This is a genomic window from Paenibacillus pasadenensis (genome assembly GCF_002864175.1).
GTDB classification, from domain to species: Bacteria; Bacillota; Bacilli; order Paenibacillales; family Paenibacillaceae; genus Paenibacillus_O; species Paenibacillus_O pasadenensis.
Genome location: NZ_NFEZ01000001.1, coordinates 45,001 through 62,460, shown reverse-complemented (window position 1 = coordinate 62,460; position 17,460 = coordinate 45,001). Strand labels below are relative to the sequence as shown.

General features: G+C 60.8%; 15 protein-coding genes (1 of these 15 only partly in view). 7 read left to right on the top strand and 8 right to left on the bottom strand.

Annotated elements, in window-relative coordinates:
* Positions 1 to 253 precede the first annotated feature (253 nt).
* From noc to rpmH, 7 genes are all read right to left on the bottom strand, one after another.
* Positions 254 to 1,072 (bottom strand): nucleoid occlusion protein, encoded by an 819-nt coding sequence (gene noc / locus B8V81_RS00295; protein WP_028598009.1) that lies wholly within the window; start codon positions 1,070 to 1,072, stop codon positions 254 to 256.
* 361 nt (positions 1,073 to 1,433) lie between these two features.
* Positions 1,434 to 2,168, bottom strand: a complete 735-nt coding sequence (rsmG, locus tag B8V81_RS00290; RefSeq protein ID WP_101807361.1) for a 16S rRNA (guanine(527)-N(7))-methyltransferase RsmG — start codon at positions 2,166 to 2,168, stop codon at positions 1,434 to 1,436.
* A gap of 3 nt (positions 2,169 to 2,171) precedes the next feature.
* Positions 2,172 to 4,058 (bottom strand): tRNA uridine-5-carboxymethylaminomethyl(34) synthesis enzyme MnmG, encoded by a 1,887-nt coding sequence (gene mnmG, locus B8V81_RS00285; protein ID WP_028598007.1) that lies wholly within the window; start codon positions 4,056 to 4,058, stop codon positions 2,172 to 2,174.
* 195 nt (positions 4,059 to 4,253) lie between these two features.
* Positions 4,254 to 5,633 (bottom strand): tRNA uridine-5-carboxymethylaminomethyl(34) synthesis GTPase MnmE, encoded by a 1,380-nt coding sequence (gene mnmE, locus B8V81_RS00280; protein ID WP_028598006.1) that lies wholly within the window; start codon positions 5,631 to 5,633, stop codon positions 4,254 to 4,256.
* 156 nt (positions 5,634 to 5,789) lie between these two features.
* Positions 5,790 to 6,662: a YidC/Oxa1 family membrane protein insertase gene (locus B8V81_RS00275; RefSeq protein WP_043111057.1), complete on the bottom strand. Its 873-nt coding sequence runs from the start codon at positions 6,660 to 6,662 to the stop codon at positions 5,790 to 5,792.
* A gap of 105 nt (positions 6,663 to 6,767) precedes the next feature.
* A complete protein-coding gene (rnpA, locus tag B8V81_RS00270; protein WP_028598004.1) occupies positions 6,768 to 7,112 on the bottom strand; it encodes a ribonuclease P protein component in 345 nt (114 codons plus the stop codon).
* Positions 7,113 to 7,267: 155 nt separating this feature from the next.
* A complete protein-coding gene (gene rpmH / locus B8V81_RS00265; protein ID WP_084136787.1) occupies positions 7,268 to 7,402 on the bottom strand; it encodes a 50S ribosomal protein L34 in 135 nt (44 codons plus the stop codon).
* A 639-nt stretch (positions 7,403 to 8,041) separates the two neighbouring features.
* Between rpmH and dnaA the strand changes: the two genes are divergently transcribed.
* The 6 genes from dnaA (at position 8,042) to gyrB (ending at position 14,567) form a co-directional block, all read left to right on the top strand.
* Positions 8,042 to 9,394, top strand: coding sequence for a chromosomal replication initiator protein DnaA (gene dnaA / locus B8V81_RS00260; protein WP_028598003.1), 1,353 nt, complete (start codon positions 8,042 to 8,044; stop codon positions 9,392 to 9,394).
* A 225-nt stretch (positions 9,395 to 9,619) separates the two neighbouring features.
* Positions 9,620 to 10,762, top strand: a complete 1,143-nt coding sequence (gene dnaN, locus B8V81_RS00255) for a DNA polymerase III subunit beta (RefSeq protein ID WP_028598002.1) — start codon at positions 9,620 to 9,622, stop codon at positions 10,760 to 10,762.
* 112 nt (positions 10,763 to 10,874) lie between these two features.
* Positions 10,875 to 11,090: a S4 domain-containing protein YaaA gene (gene yaaA / locus B8V81_RS00250; RefSeq protein WP_028598001.1), complete on the top strand. Its 216-nt coding sequence runs from the start codon at positions 10,875 to 10,877 to the stop codon at positions 11,088 to 11,090.
* Between the two features lie 58 nt (positions 11,091 to 11,148).
* On the top strand, positions 11,149 to 12,258 hold the full coding sequence (gene recF, locus B8V81_RS00245) for a DNA replication/repair protein RecF (RefSeq protein ID WP_028598000.1): 1,110 nt from the start codon (positions 11,149 to 11,151) through the stop codon (positions 12,256 to 12,258).
* Between the two features lie 67 nt (positions 12,259 to 12,325).
* Complete coding sequence (gene remB / locus B8V81_RS00240) at positions 12,326 to 12,577, top strand: extracellular matrix regulator RemB (protein ID WP_028597999.1); 252 nt, start codon at positions 12,326 to 12,328, stop codon at positions 12,575 to 12,577.
* A 76-nt stretch (positions 12,578 to 12,653) separates the two neighbouring features.
* The gene (gene gyrB, locus B8V81_RS00235; protein ID WP_028597998.1) at positions 12,654 to 14,567 is read left to right on the top strand and encodes a DNA topoisomerase (ATP-hydrolyzing) subunit B; all 1,914 of its coding nucleotides are present in this window, start codon (positions 12,654 to 12,656) and stop codon (positions 14,565 to 14,567) included.
* A gap of 87 nt (positions 14,568 to 14,654) precedes the next feature.
* Here gyrB and B8V81_RS00230 read toward each other — a convergent pair whose 3' ends face one another.
* A complete protein-coding gene (locus B8V81_RS00230; protein ID WP_028597997.1) occupies positions 14,655 to 15,413 on the bottom strand; it encodes a YheC/YheD family protein in 759 nt (252 codons plus the stop codon).
* A gap of 321 nt (positions 15,414 to 15,734) precedes the next feature.
* Between B8V81_RS00230 and gyrA the strand changes: the two genes are divergently transcribed.
* Positions 15,735 to 17,460: the 5' portion of a DNA gyrase subunit A gene (gene gyrA, locus B8V81_RS00225; RefSeq protein ID WP_028597996.1), read on the top strand. 773 nt of this gene lie beyond the right edge of the window; 1,726 of the gene's 2,499 nt are visible here — the first part of the coding sequence; it begins with the start codon at positions 15,735 to 15,737; its stop codon lies off the right edge, out of view.

Genomic DNA, 17,460 nt, shown 5'->3' with positions numbered 1-17,460 from the left:
TCCAAATCTTCGGACCTGCATCCCGTCGGAGTCGATCCGGCGGATAGCGCTTGCATAGGAAAAGCAGAGCTTGGATGATAAAAAAAAGCGGCTGCTGCCGCTTTATGCGCTCCCAGGACGTCGGCGGCATCGTTCGGGCATCGGAGAGTCGATCATGGTGTCGGTAGCCGCAGGACGCCGCGCATCCATCGCAGGGATTGAAGCCAGTATAAAGGAATCCGCCGGAATTGGGAACCGCTCCCGGGCGGCGATATCAGCGTTTGGGAATTTGGATGACGATTTCGTAGTGATCTTCGAAGTCCTTTTCGTCGGTCTTGATCTGCAGCCCGGAGCCGGACACCATATCGATCGATTGGCGGATCGTATTCAGAGCGAGGCGGACATCCTTCGTGAAGGAGATGCGCTTCGCTTTTTTGGCCTTGGTCGCTTCTTTGTAAAAGGCGACCCTCGCCTCTGTCTGCTTGACGTTCAACTCCTTGCTGAGTACGTCGTCGAGCACTTTCTGCTGCAGCTCCTCGGAATCGAGAGCGAGCAGCGAGCGGGCGTGCCGCTCCGTAATCTTGCGGTCGGTGAGCGCCGACTTGACCGGATCGCTAAGGCCGAGCAGACGGATTTTGTTGGCGATCGTCGACTGGCTCTTGCCGAGCCGCTGCGCCAGACTTTCCTGCGTCAGGCTGTGCAGGTCGATCAGCTTCTGGTACGCGACCGCTTCCTCGATCGCGCTCAGCCCTTCGCGCTGCAGATTCTCGATCAGCGCGATCGAGGCCGCCTGCGAGTCGTTGAAGTCGCGTACGATCGCCGGAATCGTCTCCAGGCCGAGCTTGCTGACCGCCCGCCAACGCCGCTCTCCAGCGATGATCTCGTAGCGGCCATCCCGAATCCGAACAACGATCGGCTGGATGACGCCATGCGTGCGGATCGTCTGGCTGAGCTCCTCGATCCGGTCGTCGTCAAAAATCGTTCTCGGCTGATAAGGACTCGTATCGATGCTGCCGACGGGAATCTGCTTTACTTCATCTTGAACAGCTTTCGGGTCGGACAGCCCGAACAGCCGGGAAAATTGTTCCTTCATCATTCTACAACCACCCGAATTCAATGTGCCAATGTCCTTGCTGTAGGATCCGTGTGCGTCTGCCCCGACCCGCCGACATTGTGCTTCCGCAGCTTCGCGTCGCGGCGGCGGAGGCGAGCCGGTCGCGGCTCTGGTTCATGCAGCACGGGCAGGTCGGTATGCGGTTCCCGCAATGATCGGCCGAATAAGGTCGCGTCGCGTCGCTTCCGCCGGACGGGCAGCCGCGTCGACGCTCCTGACGGAGGACGACAATCCCTTTCCCTACTTCCAATTCGTTGAAGGCTCGGAAATTTCCTGCTGGATTTCGCGCTTGCACGAAGTTTTCACCGGATGGATACAAAATGTTCCACGTGAAACATCGTCATCCGCGCCGTTTGAGCATCGGCTGCTTCAGCGGAACGCCCGCCTTGCGGGGATACGCTTTTGGCGTGGCATCCGTCTTGGCGATCAGGATGATCGCCCGCTCCGATTGCTCCTCCGGCAGCCGCAGCGTCTCGACGCGATCTACACGGCCGCGAAGCTCGCGGATCGCATGCTTGGCCTCCTCGAGCTCCTCCTGCGGGTCGGCTCCCTTCATCGCCGCGAACAGTCCGCCCTTGCGGGCGAACGGCAAGCACAGCTCGCTAAGCCCGGCCATACGGGCGACAGCGCGCGCCGTCACGATCGCATAGCGGTCGCGATGCTCCGGCAGGCGTCCGATATCCTCGGCTCGGCCGTGGACGCATTGCACGTCCTCCAGTCCGAGCTGCTCGCATACATGCTGGAGGAACGAGATCCGCTTGGCCAGCGAATCGACGATCGTCACCTGCAGCTGCGGGAAGCAGATTTTGAGGGGCAGGCTCGGGAAGCCCGCCCCCGAACCGATATCGGCGAGCCGGTCCGCGGATGACAGGTCGGCATAAAAGGCGAGCGTGACGGAATCGTAGAAATGCTTCTCGAACACCGCCGCGCGCTCCGTGATTCCGGTCAGGTTCATCCTTTCGTTCCAGTCGACGAGCAGCTCGTAGTAGCGCTGGAACTGCTCCAGCTGACGGGGCGCAAGCGGAATTCCCCGCTCCAGCAGCCGGGCGGAGAACGCATCGATCACCTTGTCCATGCGTTATGCCCTCGCCGCGCCGGCGCGGTTGAACTGCTCGAGATGCACGAGCAAGATGGATATGTCGGCCGGCGTCACGCCCGCGATGCGGGAAGCCTGTCCGATATTCAGCGGACGGATGGCGGCGAGCTTCTGCTTCGCTTCCGATGCGAGGCCATGCACGGCGCTGTAGTCGATGCCTTCCGGAAGCTTCTTCTTCTCCATCTTGCCGAGCCGCTCTACCTGAGCGAGCTGCTTCTCGATATAGCCGGCATACTTCACCTGGATCTCGACCTGCTCCTTCATGTCCTCGCTCAGCTCGTACGGCGCGGGAGCGAACGGTTCCAGATGGGCGTAGGAAAGCTCGGGACGGCGCAGCAGCGTAAGCGCGTCGGTCGTGGACTGAAGCGGAGCGGAGCCGGCTGCCTGCAGCATCGCCTCGGCCTCCTCCGGACGGATCTTGATCGTCTTCAGGCGGGCAAGCTCTTCCTCGACGCGGGCTTTCTTCTCCAGAAACTTGGCGTACCGCTCTTCGCTGATCAGGCCGATCTCGCGGCCGATCGGGGTCAGGCGCAGATCCGCGTTGTCATGACGGAGCAGCAGCCGATATTCGGCGCGGGAGGTGAGCAGGCGATACGGCTCGTTCGTGCCCTTGGTCACCAGATCGTCGATGAGCACGCCAATATAGCCTTGCGAGCGCTCGATGATGACCGGCTCCTTGCCTAACGCCTTGCGGGCGGCATTGATGCCGGCGATGACGCCTTGTCCGGCCGCCTCCTCGTAGCCGGACGTGCCGTTGATCTGGCCGGCGGTGAACAAGCCCGGCAGCACCTTCGTCTCCAGCGACGGCCACAGCTGGGTCGGCACGACCGCGTCATACTCGATCGCATAGCCGGTGCGCATCATCTCGACCTTTTCCAGGCCGGGAATCGAGCGCAGGATGCCGAGCTGCACGTCCTCCGGCATGCTCGTGGACAGGCCCTGCACATAATACTCCGACGTATTCATGCCTTCCGGCTCGAGGAAGATCTGATGCTTCGGCTTGTCGGCGAACCGCACGATCTTATCCTCGATCGACGGGCAATAGCGCGGTCCCGTGCCCTCGATGACGCCCGAGAACATCGGCGCGCGATGAAGATTCTCGTTGATGATGCGATGCGTGTCCTCCGACGTGTACGTCAGCCAGCACGGCAGCTGCTCGTTGTCCGCATATTCCGTCTCGAACGAGAAGAACTTCGGCTTCTCGTCGCCCGGCTGGATCTCCATCTTGCCGAAGTCGATGCTGTCCTTATGGACGCGCGGCGGCGTGCCCGTCTTGAAGCGCACCAGCTCGAAGCCGTTCTCCTTGAGCGACTGGGACAGCCGCACAGACGGCTGCTGGTTGTTCGGACCGCTCTCGTAGATCAGCTCGCCCATAATGACCTTGCCCCGCAAATACGTGCCGGTCGTCACGACGACGGTTTTGGCGCGATACACGGCGCCGGTCTTGGTGATGACGCCGACGCAGGCGCCGTCCTCGACGATCAGCTCCTCCGCCATGCCTTGGCGCAGCGTCAGATGCGGCGTCTCCTCGATCGTTTTCTTCATCGTATGCTGATAGAGGAATTTGTCCGCCTGCGCGCGCAGCGCATGCACGGCCGGGCCTTTCCCCGTATTGAGCATCCTCATTTGGATGTACGTCTTGTCGATGTTCCGTCCCATCTCGCCGCCGAGCGCGTCGATCTCGCGGACGACATGACCCTTGGCCGGTCCCCCGATGGACGGGTTGCACGGCATGAACGCCACCATGTCGAGATTGATTGTGAGCAGCAGCGTCTCGCAGCCCATCCGGGCCGCCGCCAGCGCCGCCTCGCAGCCTGCGTGGCCGGCGCCGATGACGAGGACGTCGTACTGTCCTGCCTCGTAATTCATTTTGGATTGCCTCCTGGTCGGAATCGGCCGCTTTTCAGCCCGCCTCTCCCTCTTTTATGAAAATAGGGTTTCAAACCCAGCATCCGACGGCATTCGCTAGCCTGAATTGCCCTCTGCCGTCGCCATGCTGTCCATTGCCGGCGAATCTTCTCGATTGATCCGGCCTTCCTTTATCGTTATTCACATGTGGATAATCTATTTGCCCAAGCAGAATTGCGAAAAGATCTGGTCGATCAGCGAGTCGGCCGCCGTATCTCCGACGATTTCGCCCAGCAGCTCCCACGCCGCCCGTACGTCCAGCTGGACCATGTCGATCGGAATGCCCGCCTCGGTGGCGCTCACCGCATCGCGCAGCGCATCCGTCGCCCGGTGCAGCAGCGAGATATGGCGCGCATTGCTGACGTACGTCAAATCGGCGCTTTCCAGCTGGCCCTCGAAGAAGAGCTCCCGGATCGCCTGCTCCAGATCGTCGAGCCCCTGCTCCTGCAGCACCGACATCGGCACGATCCGGCTGTCCGGCAGCGCCTCGCGGACCTCGGCCAGCTCGAGCCGCTCCGGCAGATCCGTCTTGTTCACGATGACGATCACCTGTCGGCCAGTCAGCTTGCCGAGTAGCTCGCGCTCGTCCTCGTGCAGCGGCTCGTTATGGCTGAGCACGAGCAGCAGCAGCTCCGCCTCCGCGACCGCCGAGCGGGAACGCTCGACGCCGATCCGCTCCACGACGTCCGTCGTCTCCCGGATGCCAGCCGTATCAAGCAGCCGCAGCGGAATGCCCGACAAGGTCACGTATTCCTCGATCACGTCGCGGGTCGTACCCGGTATGTCCGTCACGATCGCCTTGCTTTCCTGCACGAGCGCGTTCAGCAGCGAGGACTTGCCGACGTTCGGACGGCCGACGATCGCCGTCGTGATGCCCTCGCGCAAAATCTTGCCTTCGGCCGCCGTCCGCAGCAGCCGCTCGATCGAATCCAGCGCGGCGCCGCAGCTGTCTCGGATGTACCGGCTCGTCATCTCCTCGACATCATGCTCCGGATAATCGATGTTCACCTCGATATGGGCGAGCAGCTCGATCAGGCTGTGCCGCAGCGCGTGGATCCGCTTGGACAGCGTGCCCTCGGCCTGCTTGAGCGCGACCGTATAGGAGCGGTCCGACTTCGAGCGGATCAGGTCGATGACGGCCTCCGCCTGCGCGAGGTCGATGCGGCCGTTCAGAAACGCCCGCTTCGTGAACTCGCCCGGCTCGGCGACGCGCAGGCCCGGCTGCCGCAGGACGAGCTCAAGCACCTTGCGGACGGCGATGAGGCCGCCATGCGCGCCGATCTCGACGACATCCTCCGCCGTGAAGGAGCGCGGACCTTTCATGACCGTCACGAGCACCTCCTCGATCACCTCGCCGCTGGCGGGATCGACGATATGCCCGTACGTCACCGTATGCGACGGAGCTTCGGCCAGCGGCTGTTTGGACCGCAGCACGCCGCCTACGCTCGCGATCGCCTGCGGACCGCTGACGCGGATGACGGAGATGCCGCCTTCGCCGAGTGCCGTCGCGATGGCCGCGATCGTATCTTGAGTCATCATGATGCTGACATTCACCTCGTTTGATCGGTCCGGCGGAGGCCCGAGGGTCGGAGCTCAGCCGCAGGCCGGATGATGGCAAAAAAGCAATGACTGTAAGAGCCATTGCCGCCAAATCGATTCTTTATGCATGGAGAGCCGGCCGGCCTCTCCTCCTTATTTGTTCTTGGAGGATACGGCAGCCTTGCCCTTGCCTTTGTTTTTCTTTTGGCTGCCCTTGCCCTGGTTCTGGCCGCCGTCTTCTTTCTTCGGCTCCTTCTTGTCCGCGTTGCGGACGTACAGGAAATAGTTCTGCACGATCGTGTAGATGTTCGTGTAGATCCAGTAAAGCGGCAGCGCCGACGGGAAGTTCCAGGCCATGACGAGGATCAGGATCGGGAAGATCATCATGATCGTATTCATCATCTGCATCTGCGGGTTGTCCGGCTGGGACTTCTGCATCATCTTGGTCTGCACGTAAGTCGTGATCGCCGCGATGATCGGCAGGATATGCCAATGGTCCGGCTCGCCGAGCTGCAGCCACAGGAATTCATGCGTCTTGATGTCGCTGTTATAGTAGATGGAATTGTAGAGCGCGATGAAGATCGGCATCTGGATGAGCAGAGGCAGGCAGCCCGCCATCGGGTTGACCTTGTTCTGCTGGAACAGCTTCATCGTCTCTTCCTGCTGCTTTTGCGGGTTGTCCGCGAATTTTTTGCGGATTTCCTGGAGCTCGGGCTGGATCGCCTGCATCGCCTTGGAGCTGCGGTACTGCTTAAGCGTGAGCGGCAGGATCAGCGTGCGGACGATGATGACCATCAGCAGGATCGCGAAGCCGTATTGGCCGCCGAACCAGTCTGCGAACGTATCCAGCGAGTAGGAGAAGTAGTAGACGACGTTGCGTTCCCACCAGTTGCCGTTCGCCTTCAGATCCTCGGTCGTCGTCGCATGATCCGTATTCGGCATGCATCCAGAGAGGAGCGCCACCAACGTAATCAGGGAGACTAGGACGAGCCATTTGCGTTTTGAAGCCAAGCGCGAAAAAAACATGTAAATCTCCTCTCTGACAGCCTGTCGCGATTCAACCTAAACTATACCATACAAAAAGGGGCAAAGAAACAAGCCCGTCCGGCTCTGCGCCTCGGAAAAGAGCTTTCACCGCGGCTTCAGCAATCCCGCTTTGCGAAGGACGTGGAGCACGTTCTTTTCCAATTCCTCGGTCGGCTTGCCGACCGCGCCCGCGCGGACGATCAGGATCATGTCGGTCCGCTCGCAGATCCGGTCGGCATGCTTGCGCACGATTTCCTTCAAGACGCGGCGCATCCGGTTGCGGACGACGGCGTTGCCGATTTTTTTGCTGGCGGAGATGCCGAGCCGGAACGGCTCGGCAATCGGCTGCCGCGACCAGTAGACGACGAACTGGCCGTTGGCGAAGGACTTCCCGCCCCGGTACGTCCGGGCAAAATCCTCGCGCCTTCTGAGGCGCCATTTTCTTTGCATCGTTCACCGACTCCATGAGTTTTCGGCGCCGCTCGGCGCCATATGCGCTGCCTTACGAAAAAAAGACCACGCCAGGTGGTCTTTTTTCCACAAGCCAGAACTATCGTTCATTCTCGCTTTGAAGCGGCTAAGCCGCTTTTATGAAGGAAAAGAGCTTACGCGCTCAGCTTGGCGCGGCCCTTCTGACGGCGTGCAGCCAATACTTTGCGGCCGTTTTTCGAGCTCATCCGCTTACGGAAGCCGTGAACCTTCTTGCGCTTGCTCACGTTCGGTTTGAAAGTCGGTCTCATTACATGCACCTCCCCGCTTTAAAGGTCGTTCGTCCAACTCGGCTGCTCCTCGGCGCGAAGCCGCGGAACGGCTGGACGAGCGATCTGTTCGTCCGTGCCCAAGTAAAAACGCCTTTTTCCATTTAACCATTTCACGCCCGCGAAGTCAACCGGCATCTCGATCGTCCACCACCTCCAGGGCTCCGCTCTTCCCGTCCGCAGCCCGCTCCCTTCATCTAAATGGATGTGGATAACCGAGGAACGGGTCGGGAAGCGTCGCAATTTAGTAACATGTGCATAATAAAAAAGAGATTTGGCGCCTGCTGTCGAACCTGCGCACAAGCTGTTAACAATATCTTGTGCTGTAGATAACTCTTATACACAAGCAGTAGCGATTGTGGATAATATTCCGCCACGCGTTGAAATAGAGCCTTTCTTTTGCTATGATAGATTTGTTTTTGTTGTGGACGGAGAGCAATGACGGCTTGATTTATCAACAGCCTGTGGATAAGAATGTGAACAACATAATCCCCCTCTGTATAACCTTCATCAACAAGTCCCTGCATCTGTGGATGGATGAGCGGCTTACCCCAATAGAATCGACTAGCATAGCGGCATCAGGTTTTGCCATCGTACCAACAGGGATAGGAGTGACCGTCAGTGGACAGCCATACCGTTGATTTGTGGCAGCAAGTGCTGTCAATCATCCAGACCAAATTGAGCAAACCGAGCTTCGACACTTGGTTCAAGGCGACGAAAGCCAATTTCTCGGATGAAGGACAGCTTGTCGTCACGGCGCCGACAACGTTCGCGGTGGAATGGCTGGAGAGCCGCTACACGAAGCTCGTCCGTTCGACGGTGTCCGACTTCGTCGGCAAATCCGTCGATATCCGGTTCGTCATCGAAGAGAACCGGCCGCCCGAGCCCGCGACTCCGGCCCAGCCGCCCGTCAAGCCGGCTCCGGCCGTGCCGGGAGAGACCTTTTCGCATATGCTCAATCCCAAATACACATTCGACACGTTCGTCATCGGGGCGAACAACCGCTTCGCGCACGCCGCATCGCTGGCTGTCGCCGAGGCGCCGGCCAAAGCCTACAATCCGCTGTTCCTCTACGGCGGCGTCGGCCTCGGCAAGACCCACTTGATGCATGCGATCGGCCATTACATCCTGGAGCACAACCCGAGCACGAAAGTGATGTACATCTCCTCGGAGAAGTTCACCAACGAATTCATCAACGCGATCCGCGACAACCGCGGCGAGAGCTTCCGCAACAAGTACCGCAACATCGACGTCCTGCTGATCGACGACATCCAGTTCCTCGCCGGCAAGGACGGCACGCAGGAGGAATTTTTCCACACGTTCAACGCCCTGCACGAGGAGCGCAAGCAGATCGTCATCTCCAGCGACCGCACGCCCAAGGAGATCCCGACGCTCGAGGAGCGGCTGCGCTCCCGCTTCGAATGGGGCCTCATCACCGATATCCAGCCGCCCGATCTGGAGACAAGGATCGCCATCCTCCGCAAAAAGGCGAAGGCGGAAAACCTGGACATCCCGAACGAGGCGATGGTGTACATCGCCAATCAGATCGACACGAACATCCGCGAGCTCGAAGGCGCGCTCATCCGCGTCGTCGCCTACAGCAGCCTCATCAACGAGGACATCAGCTCGCATCTGGCTGCGGAGGCGCTCAAGGACATCATCCCGTCCAGCCGTCCCAAGATGATTACGATCCATGACATCCAGCAGCGCGTCGGCGAGTTCTACGGCCTCAAGCTCGAGGAATTCAAGGCCCGCAAGCGCACCAAAGCGGTCGCCTATCCGCGGCAGATCGCCATGTATCTCTCGCGCGAGCTGACGGACTACTCGCTGCCCAAGATCGGCGAGGCTTTCGGCGGCCGCGACCATACGACCGTCATCCACGCGCACGAGAAGATCTCCAAGCAGCTCAAGCTGGACCAGGAGCTGTTCAAGGTCATTCAGAACCTGACGGAAAAAGTCAAAAATCATATGTAATCTTATCCCCGAAAAAGGGACAAGAACCGACAAGCCTATGCACAAGCTGTACACATGTGGATAGGCTTGTCGCATCCCCCTTTGGCGGGCTTATCCACATATTCACCGCCCCTACGGCTACTACTGCTTTTTTCTTTTAACTAAACATCATCTAAAAAAAGTACGGCTCCGCCGCAGGTTGAACCCCAAGGACGAGTGCCGCCCAAGCCGCTCAAGGAGGAACGCATGAAACTTACCATCTCGAAAAACGAACTCAACGACGCCATCCAGCAAGTCGCCAAGGCCGCCTCGGTCCGCCCCGCCATCCCGATTCTCGGAGGCATCAAGTTCGACGTGACCCATCAGGGAGTCACGCTTACGGCAAGCGACACGGACATCTCCATCCAGAGCTTCATTCCTGCCGAAACGGACGAGACCGTCATCGCCAAGGTCGACAAGCCGGGCAGCGTCGTCATGCCGGCTAAGTTTTTTGTCGAAATCATCCGCAAGCTGCCGGCGGAGGACGTCCAGATCGAGGTCGGCGACAACTATCAGACGATGATCCGCTCCGGCTCGACCGACATCCAGATGGTCGGCCTGGATCCGGAGGAATTCCCCGTGCTTCCGTCCATCGAGGAGAACGAAGTGCTGCAGCTGCCCGGCGACCTGCTCAAGGCGATGGTCCGCCAGACCGTCTTCTGCGCTTCGACGAGCGAGCAGACGCCGGTGCTGACGGGACTGCTCTGGAACCTGATCGAAGGCGAGCTCAAGTTCGTCGCGACGGACCGGCACCGGCTCGCGAGCCGGATTTCCCGCGTCGACACTCCTGACGGCTACCGGCTGAGCAATGTCGTCATCGCCGCCAAGACGATGGTCGAGCTGTCGAAGCTCGTGCCCGATGGAGCCGGCCTCGTCGATATCGTCGTCGCCAGCAACCAGGTGCTGTTCCGCCTCGGCCATACGCTGTTCTACAGCCGCATGCTCGACGGCACTTATCCCGATACCTCCAAGATTATTCCGCAGTCGTTCAAAACAGAACTCGTCCTCGAGACGCGCAAGCTGATCGACGCGATGGAGCGCGCCTACCTGATGTCCCGCGAGGAAAAGACGAACATCGTGCGTATCGTCACCCTCGAGAACGGAACGATCGAGATCTCCTCCAGCTCCTCGGAGCTCGGACGGGTCACGGAGCAGCTCGAGGTGATCCGCCAAAGCGGCGAGCCGCTGCGGATCGCGTTCAACTCCAAATACATGCTCGACACGCTCAAGGTCATCGACAGCGAGCAGCTCGTCATCAGCTTCACCGGCGCGATGAGCCCGATCATCATCCGCCCCGCGGACCACGACAACAGCCAATACATCATCCTGCCTTACCGCACGACCAACTGAATTTTCCGCGGCGGCGGCGGCACACGGCGGGCGACCTTCCGGTCGCCCGCCTTTTCCATGCGCCGCTGCGCTCTCCCTCTTTTCCCATCCCATCACGCAGGAGGCATCCACGATGACCACGATTACGATCAAGACCGACTACATCGCGCTGGGCCAGTTTCTCAAGCTGTCCGACTGCATCGATTCCGGAGGCCAGGCCAAGTTCTTCCTCCAGGAAACGAAGGTCGTCATCAACGGCGAGCCCGACAACCGGCGCGGACGTAAGCTGTACGACGGCGACACCGTAGAGGTGGACGGCTTCGGCAGCTTCAAGGTTCAGAGAACGTGAACCTGTGCCGACGGCGCTGTCCGCCTGGGGCGGACATTTCAAGACAGGGGGCTGAGCGGTGTTCCTGAATGTGATCGCGCTTCGCAACTATCGCAACTACGAGCAGCTGGAGCTCGAGACGGACCGCAAGGTGAATCTGTTCATCGGCCCCAACGCCCAAGGCAAGACGAATTTGCTGGAATCGATCTTCGCGCTTGCGCTGACGAAATCGCATCGCACCGCCAAGGACCGGGAGCTGATCGGCTGGAACGGCAAGGAAGCGTCGGTGCACGGCGAGGTGGACAAGCGCTACGGCCGCGTGACGCTCGATCTCGCCTATTCCGCCCAAGGCAAAAAAGCCCGGGTCAACGGGCTCGAGCAGCGCAAGCTGAGCGGCTTTGTCGGCACGCTCAACGTCGTCATGTTCGCTCCCGAGGATCTCGAGATCGTCAAGGGGACTCCGGGCATCCGCCGGCGCTTCCTGGACATGGAGATCGGCCAGGTGCAGCCGGGCTACCTGCATACGCTGCAGCAGTACGGCAAGGTGCTCGTGCAGCGCAACAATTACCTCAAATCGACGGGACCTTCCGGCGTCAAGCCGGGGCTGCTGGAGGTATGGGACCTGCAGCTTGCGGAGCATGGTGTTAAAATCATGAAAAAGAGGCAACAATTCATAGAAAAGCTGAAGACGTGGGCGGCCGCCATCCATTCCGGCATCACAGCCGGGAGCGAGGAGCTGTCGATCGAGTACCGTCCGTCGTTCGACATCGGCGCGGACGAAGAAGAATCTGTTTTATTCGAGCAATTTATGATAAAGTTAACCCAGGTAAAAGATCAGGAAATCCGCCGCGGCGTTACGCTTGCGGGCCCTCACCGCGACGATCTGGCCTTCTTCATCAACGGCAAGGAGGCGCAGGTATACGGCTCTCAGGGGCAGCAGCGCACGACGGCGCTCTCGCTCAAGCTGGCGGAGCTGGAGCTCATTCGCGAAGAGATCGGCGAATACCCGCTGCTGCTGCTCGACGACGTGCTGTCGGAGCTCGACCAGCACCGTCAGACGCAGCTGATCGAGACGTTCCAGGGCAAGGTCCAGACATTCATAACCGCGACGGGGCTGGAGAGCGTCAATACGAGCCGGCTGTCCGACGCGGGCATCTACCGGGTTGAAGGCGGCAAGGTCACCCAATAGGCCGCCTCAGCCCTTTCTTGGCGATTCTGCCTCCTAGCGGGGCTTTGCATAGAGGAGCGTGAAGGAGATGTACATCCATCTGGGCGGGGAGAAGATCATCCGGGCATCCGAGCTGGTCGCCATCTTCGACATATCCATCGAGCAGTCCTCCAAGCTCTCCAAGCAGTTCGTCGCCGGCGCCAAGAAGCGCAAGGACGTGGAGCTGATCGGCGAGGAGGAGCCGAAGTCGATCGTCGTCACCAAGAGCCGGGTGTATTACTCCCCCATCTCATCATCCACGCTGAAGAAGCGCGGCCACAACTTCGCCGCCAACGGATAAGGCGGCAGGGCATACCCGGAGGCGGCATGCCCGCATCAGTTGCTTAGCGCAGTCGAGAGGAGCAGTGAATCATCGCATGTCTACGAACCAACAGCATACGTACGACGAGAACCAGATCCAGGTGCTCGAGGGCCTGGAGGCGGTCCGCAAGCGGCCGGGCATGTATATCGGCTCGACGAGCGGCAAGGGGCTCCACCATCTGGTATGGGAAGTCGTCGACAACAGCATCGACGAAGCGCTAGCCGGCTACTGCAGCCGGATTACGATAACGATCCACGAGAACGACAGCATCACCGTCACCGACAACGGCCGGGGCATCCCGGTCGGCGAGCATCCCAAAATGAAGCGGCCGACGCTCGAGGTCGTCATGACCGTCCTTCATGCGGGCGGCAAGTTCGGCGGCGAGGGCTACAAAGTGTCGGGCGGCCTGCACGGCGTCGGCATCTCCGTCGTCAACGCCCTGTCCGAGCAGGTCGTCGTCCAGGTCAGCCGGGACGGCAAGATCTATCAGCAGGAGTACCGCCGCGGCGTGCCGCAGTACGACATGAAGATTGTCGGAGAGAGCAGCGAGACGGGCACGCGCACGCTGTTCAAGCCGGATCCCGAGGTGTTCACCGAGACGACGGTCTTCGAGTACGAGACGCTGCAGTCCCGCGTGCGGGAGCTGGCGTTCCTCAACAAGGGCATCGAGCTCGTGCTCGAGGACGAGCGTACCGGCGTCAGCAACACGTTCCGCTACGACGGCGGCATCATCGAGTTCGTCCAGTACCTCAACCGCAACCGCGAGCCGCTGCATGAGCAGCCGATCTACGTGGAGGGCGCCAAGGACGGCATCCAGGTCGAGGTGTCGCTGCAGTACAACGACAGCTACAGCGAGAACATCTACTCGTTCGCCAATAACATCAACACCCATGAGGGCGGCACCCACGAATCCGGCTTCAAGAGCGCGCTCACGCGGATCATCAACGACTACGCCCGCAAGTCCGGCGCGATCAAGGACAGCAACAGCAATCTGTCCGGCGACGACGTGCGCGAGGGCCTGACCGCGATCATCAGCGTCAAGATTCCGGAGCCGCAGTTCGAGGGTCAGACCAAGACCAAGCTCGGCAACAGCGAGGTGCGCGGCATCGTCGAGTCGTTCTTCGCCGAGAAGCTCCAGGAGTTCCTCGAGGAGAACCCGTCCGTGTCCCGCAAAATCGTGGACAAGGGCCTGTCCGCCTCCCGCGCCCGCGAGGCGGCGCGCAAAGCCCGCGAGCTGACTCGCCGCAAGAGCGCGCTCGAGGTGAGCAGCCTGCCCGGCAAGCTGGCCGACTGCTCCTCCAAGGACGCGAGCATTAGCGAGCTGTACATCGTCGAAGGCGACTCCGCCGGCGGCTCGGCCAAGCAGGGCCGCGACCGGCACTTCCAGGCGATCCTTCCGCTGCGCGGCAAGATCCTCAACGTCGAGAAGGCGCGCCTGGACCGCATTCTGTCCAACGCCGAGATCCGCGCGATCATCACCGCGCTCGGCACCGGCATCGGCGACGATTTCGACATCGCCAAGGCCCGCTACCACAAGATCATCATCATGACCGATGCCGATGTCGACGGCGCGCACATCCGCACGCTGCTGCTGACGTTCCTGTACCGCTACATGCGCAAGGTGCTGGAGGCCGGCTTCGTCTACATCGCGCAGCCGCCGCTGTTCAAGATCGAGCGCAACAAGGTCGTCCGCTACGCCCAGTCCGAACGGGAGCGCGACGACATCCTCGCCGAGTTCGGCGAGGGCGCCAAGGTCAACGTGCAGCGCTACAAAGGCCTCGGAGAGATGAACGCCTCCCAGCTGTGGGAGACGACGATGGATCCCGAGAGCCGCACGATGCTGCAGGTGCAGATCGAGGACGCGATCAAGGCCGACGTCATGTTCGACACCCTCATGGGCGACAACGTCGAGCCGCGCCGCGACTTCATCCAGCAGTATGCCAAGTACGTCAAGAACCTCGACATCTAGCGCAAACCGCAAAGCAAAGCCGGCCCGGAGCGATCCCGAGCCGGCTCTCTTTTTTCGGACCTATCGGTCCGGAGCGGCCGTCCGCCCTCAGCGGGCGCTGCGCTTCGGCGCGTAAGCGGCGGCATAGCGCCGCATCCGGCGGAAGATCCCCTTGTCCTGCAGCTTGCGGAAAATATACGGATCCGGCTTCGTGTTCACTTCCAGGATCCACGGCTTCAACGCCGTATCCACGGCGACGTCGAGCCCGATCTCCTTCAGGCGCGGCCAGCGCGTCGCCAGCTGCTCGCCCGTCTGGACGCCGAGCTTCTCGAGGCGGCTGCGGAACTCCTTCTGCGCGGCGGCGTCCATATGGCTGCCCAGAAGCGTCTCGAACGGCGTGATCGTGCCTCCGCTGTGGTAGTTGGTGACAATTTTCGACGGGTGGCTCAGCCTGCCGATGATGCCGGTCGTCTCCCAGGCGCCGGCCGGGTTCCGCTGCACCATGACGCGCAGGTCGAAGCGGCGGTTGCGGTGCCGGAGCAGATGGATTCCCTTCTGCGCCAGATAGCGCTTTTTCGGCCGGATGCGCTCCAGCGACTGGAACATCGCATCGTAGGCGGCATGCGTTTGGACGCGGGTGCCGCTTTGGAACCGGTAGCCGCCTTCTTCGAGCTTCTGCACCTTGATGACGCCGTTGCCGAAGGTGCCGGAATCCGGCTTGATATACAGCATGCCGTATTGGTCAAGCATCGCCTTCAGCGAGTCTTTCGTGTAGACTCTCGTGTCCGGCACATGGAGCGAGAGCTTCTCCGACTGCAGCAGGACCTCCGTCTTTCTCTGCTTGCTCACAACCCGTTGGATAGCCAACCGTTCCTCATCCTTCCTTGTCTCCGAAAAGCGCGCCGTTCCGCCGCTTTCGGCGGTTCGGCTTCCGGATATTAGTGCAAATTCCGATATCGTAAGCGATCAATCAATGCTATAATAGACTGTATTGTCCTATCCGCGATCCATCGTCTTATTTTATGGATTTCGCGAACGGATGGAGCACGGCATCCACCTATTTTTCGACGGTCCCGACGTTTATTTGTCCGCTTTTTGTGCCACACAGATAAGATCGGACAGCGAGCGAGGCGGGCCGCGATCATCAGGCCAGAGCCGCTTGGAGGCCTGACCGCACAGGAGGTAAGTATGGCGGAAGAACAACGTTCCCAAATCAAGGACCGGGATATCGGCACGGAGATGCGCGAATCGTTCATGGATTATGCCATGAGCATCATCGTCAGCCGCGCGCTGCCGGATGTGCGCGACGGGCTCAAGCCCGTGCACCGGCGCATCCTCTTTGCCATGTCGGAGCTCGGCATGGCCCCGGACAAGCCCTATAAAAAATCGGCCCGCATCGTCGGCGAGGTCATCGGCAAGTACCATCCTCACGGCGACAGCGCCGTTTACGAATCGATGGTCCGGATGGCGCAGGACTTCTCCATGCGCTACATGCTCGTCGACGGGCACGGCAACTTCGGCTCCATCGACGGCGACATGGCCGCAGCCATGCGGTATACGGAGGCGCGCCTGTCCAAGATCGCCATGGAGCTGCTGCGCGATCTGGGCAAGGACACGGTCGACTTCGTCTCCAACTATGACGGCGAGGAGCGCGAGCCGTCGGTGCTTCCGGCCCGGTTCCCCAACCTGCTCGTCAACGGCGTGTCCGGCATCGCGGTCGGCATGGCGACCAACATCCCTCCGCATAACCTGCGCGAGATCGTAGACGGCGTCCAGGCGCTCATCCGCAATCCCGACATCACGTCGCTGGAGCTGATGGATTACGTCAAAGGGCCGGACTTCCCGACCGCCGGCTTCGTCATGGGCCACTCGGGCATCCGGCAGGCGTACACGACGGGCCGCGGCTCCGTCACGATGCGCGCCCGCGCCGAGATCGAGGAGAACGGCGGCAAGGCCCGCATCGTCGTGCATGAGCTGCCGTACCAGGTGAACAAGGCCCGTCTCGTCGAGAAGATCGCCGAGCTCGTCCGCGAGAAGAAGATCGAGGGCATCACCGATCTGCGGGACGAGTCCGACCGCAACGGCATGCGGGTCGTCATCGAGCTGCGCCGCGACGTCAATCCGAGCGTGACGCTCAACAACCTGTACAAGCATACGCAGATGCAGTCGACGTTCGGCATCAACATGCTGGCGCTCGTGAACGGCGAGCCTCGCACGCTGACGCTGCGGGACATGCTGTACCACTACCTGCAGCATCAGATCGAGGTCATCCGCCGGCGCACCGAGTTCGATCTCAAAAAAGCCCAGGCTCGCGCGCATATCCTCGAAGGCTTGCGCATTGCTCTGGACCATATCGACGAGATCATCTCGCTCATCCGCTCGTCGCGCACGGCCGACGAGGCTCGCGAGGGGCTGATCAGCCGTTTCGCGCTCAGCATCGAGCAGGCGCAAGCGATTCTCGACATGAGGCTGCAGCGCCTGACGGGCCTGGAGCGCGAAAAGATCGAGTCCGAGTACAACGAGGTGCTGGCCCGCATCGCGGAGTACATGGCGATTCTTGCCGACGAGCAGCTCGTGCTGAATCTGATCAGCGAGGAGCTGGCCGAGATCAGCGAGCGCTTCGGCGACGACCGGCGCACCGAGGTGACGATCGGCGAGGACGAGATCCTCGACGAGGACCTCATTCCGCGCGAGGACGTCATCATTTCCATCACGCACTCCGGCTACGTGAAGCGGCTGCCGGTCACGACCTACCGCAGCCAGCGCCGCGGCGGCAAGGGCGTCATGGGCATGGACACGAAGTCCGACGACTTCGTCGAGCATCTGTTCGTCTCCAACACGCATCACTTCCTGCTGTTCTTTACGAACAAGGGCAAGGTGTACCGGCTGAAGGCGTATGAGATTCCGGATCTGA

Coding starts and splice junctions, on each gene's coding strand:
- rnpA (WP_028598004.1), bottom strand. CDS start 7,112: ATGCAAAGAAAATGGCGCCTCAGAAGGCGCGAGGATTTTGCCCGGACG.
- rsmG (WP_101807361.1), bottom strand. CDS start 2,168: ATGGACAAGGTGATCGATGCGTTCTCCGCCCGGCTGCTGGAGCGGGGA.
- gyrB (WP_028597998.1), top strand. CDS start 12,654: ATGTCTACGAACCAACAGCATACGTACGACGAGAACCAGATCCAGGTG.
- noc (WP_028598009.1), bottom strand. CDS start 1,072: ATGAAGGAACAATTTTCCCGGCTGTTCGGGCTGTCCGACCCGAAAGCT.
- B8V81_RS00275 (WP_043111057.1), bottom strand. CDS start 6,662: ATGTTTTTTTCGCGCTTGGCTTCAAAACGCAAATGGCTCGTCCTAGTC.
- yaaA (WP_028598001.1), top strand. CDS start 10,875: ATGACCACGATTACGATCAAGACCGACTACATCGCGCTGGGCCAGTTT.
- dnaN (WP_028598002.1), top strand. CDS start 9,620: ATGAAACTTACCATCTCGAAAAACGAACTCAACGACGCCATCCAGCAA.
- mnmE (WP_028598006.1), bottom strand. CDS start 5,633: ATGACTCAAGATACGATCGCGGCCATCGCGACGGCACTCGGCGAAGGC.
- mnmG (WP_028598007.1), bottom strand. CDS start 4,058: ATGAATTACGAGGCAGGACAGTACGACGTCCTCGTCATCGGCGCCGGC.
- remB (WP_028597999.1), top strand. CDS start 12,326: ATGTACATCCATCTGGGCGGGGAGAAGATCATCCGGGCATCCGAGCTG.
- rpmH (WP_084136787.1), bottom strand. CDS start 7,402: ATGAGACCGACTTTCAAACCGAACGTGAGCAAGCGCAAGAAGGTTCAC.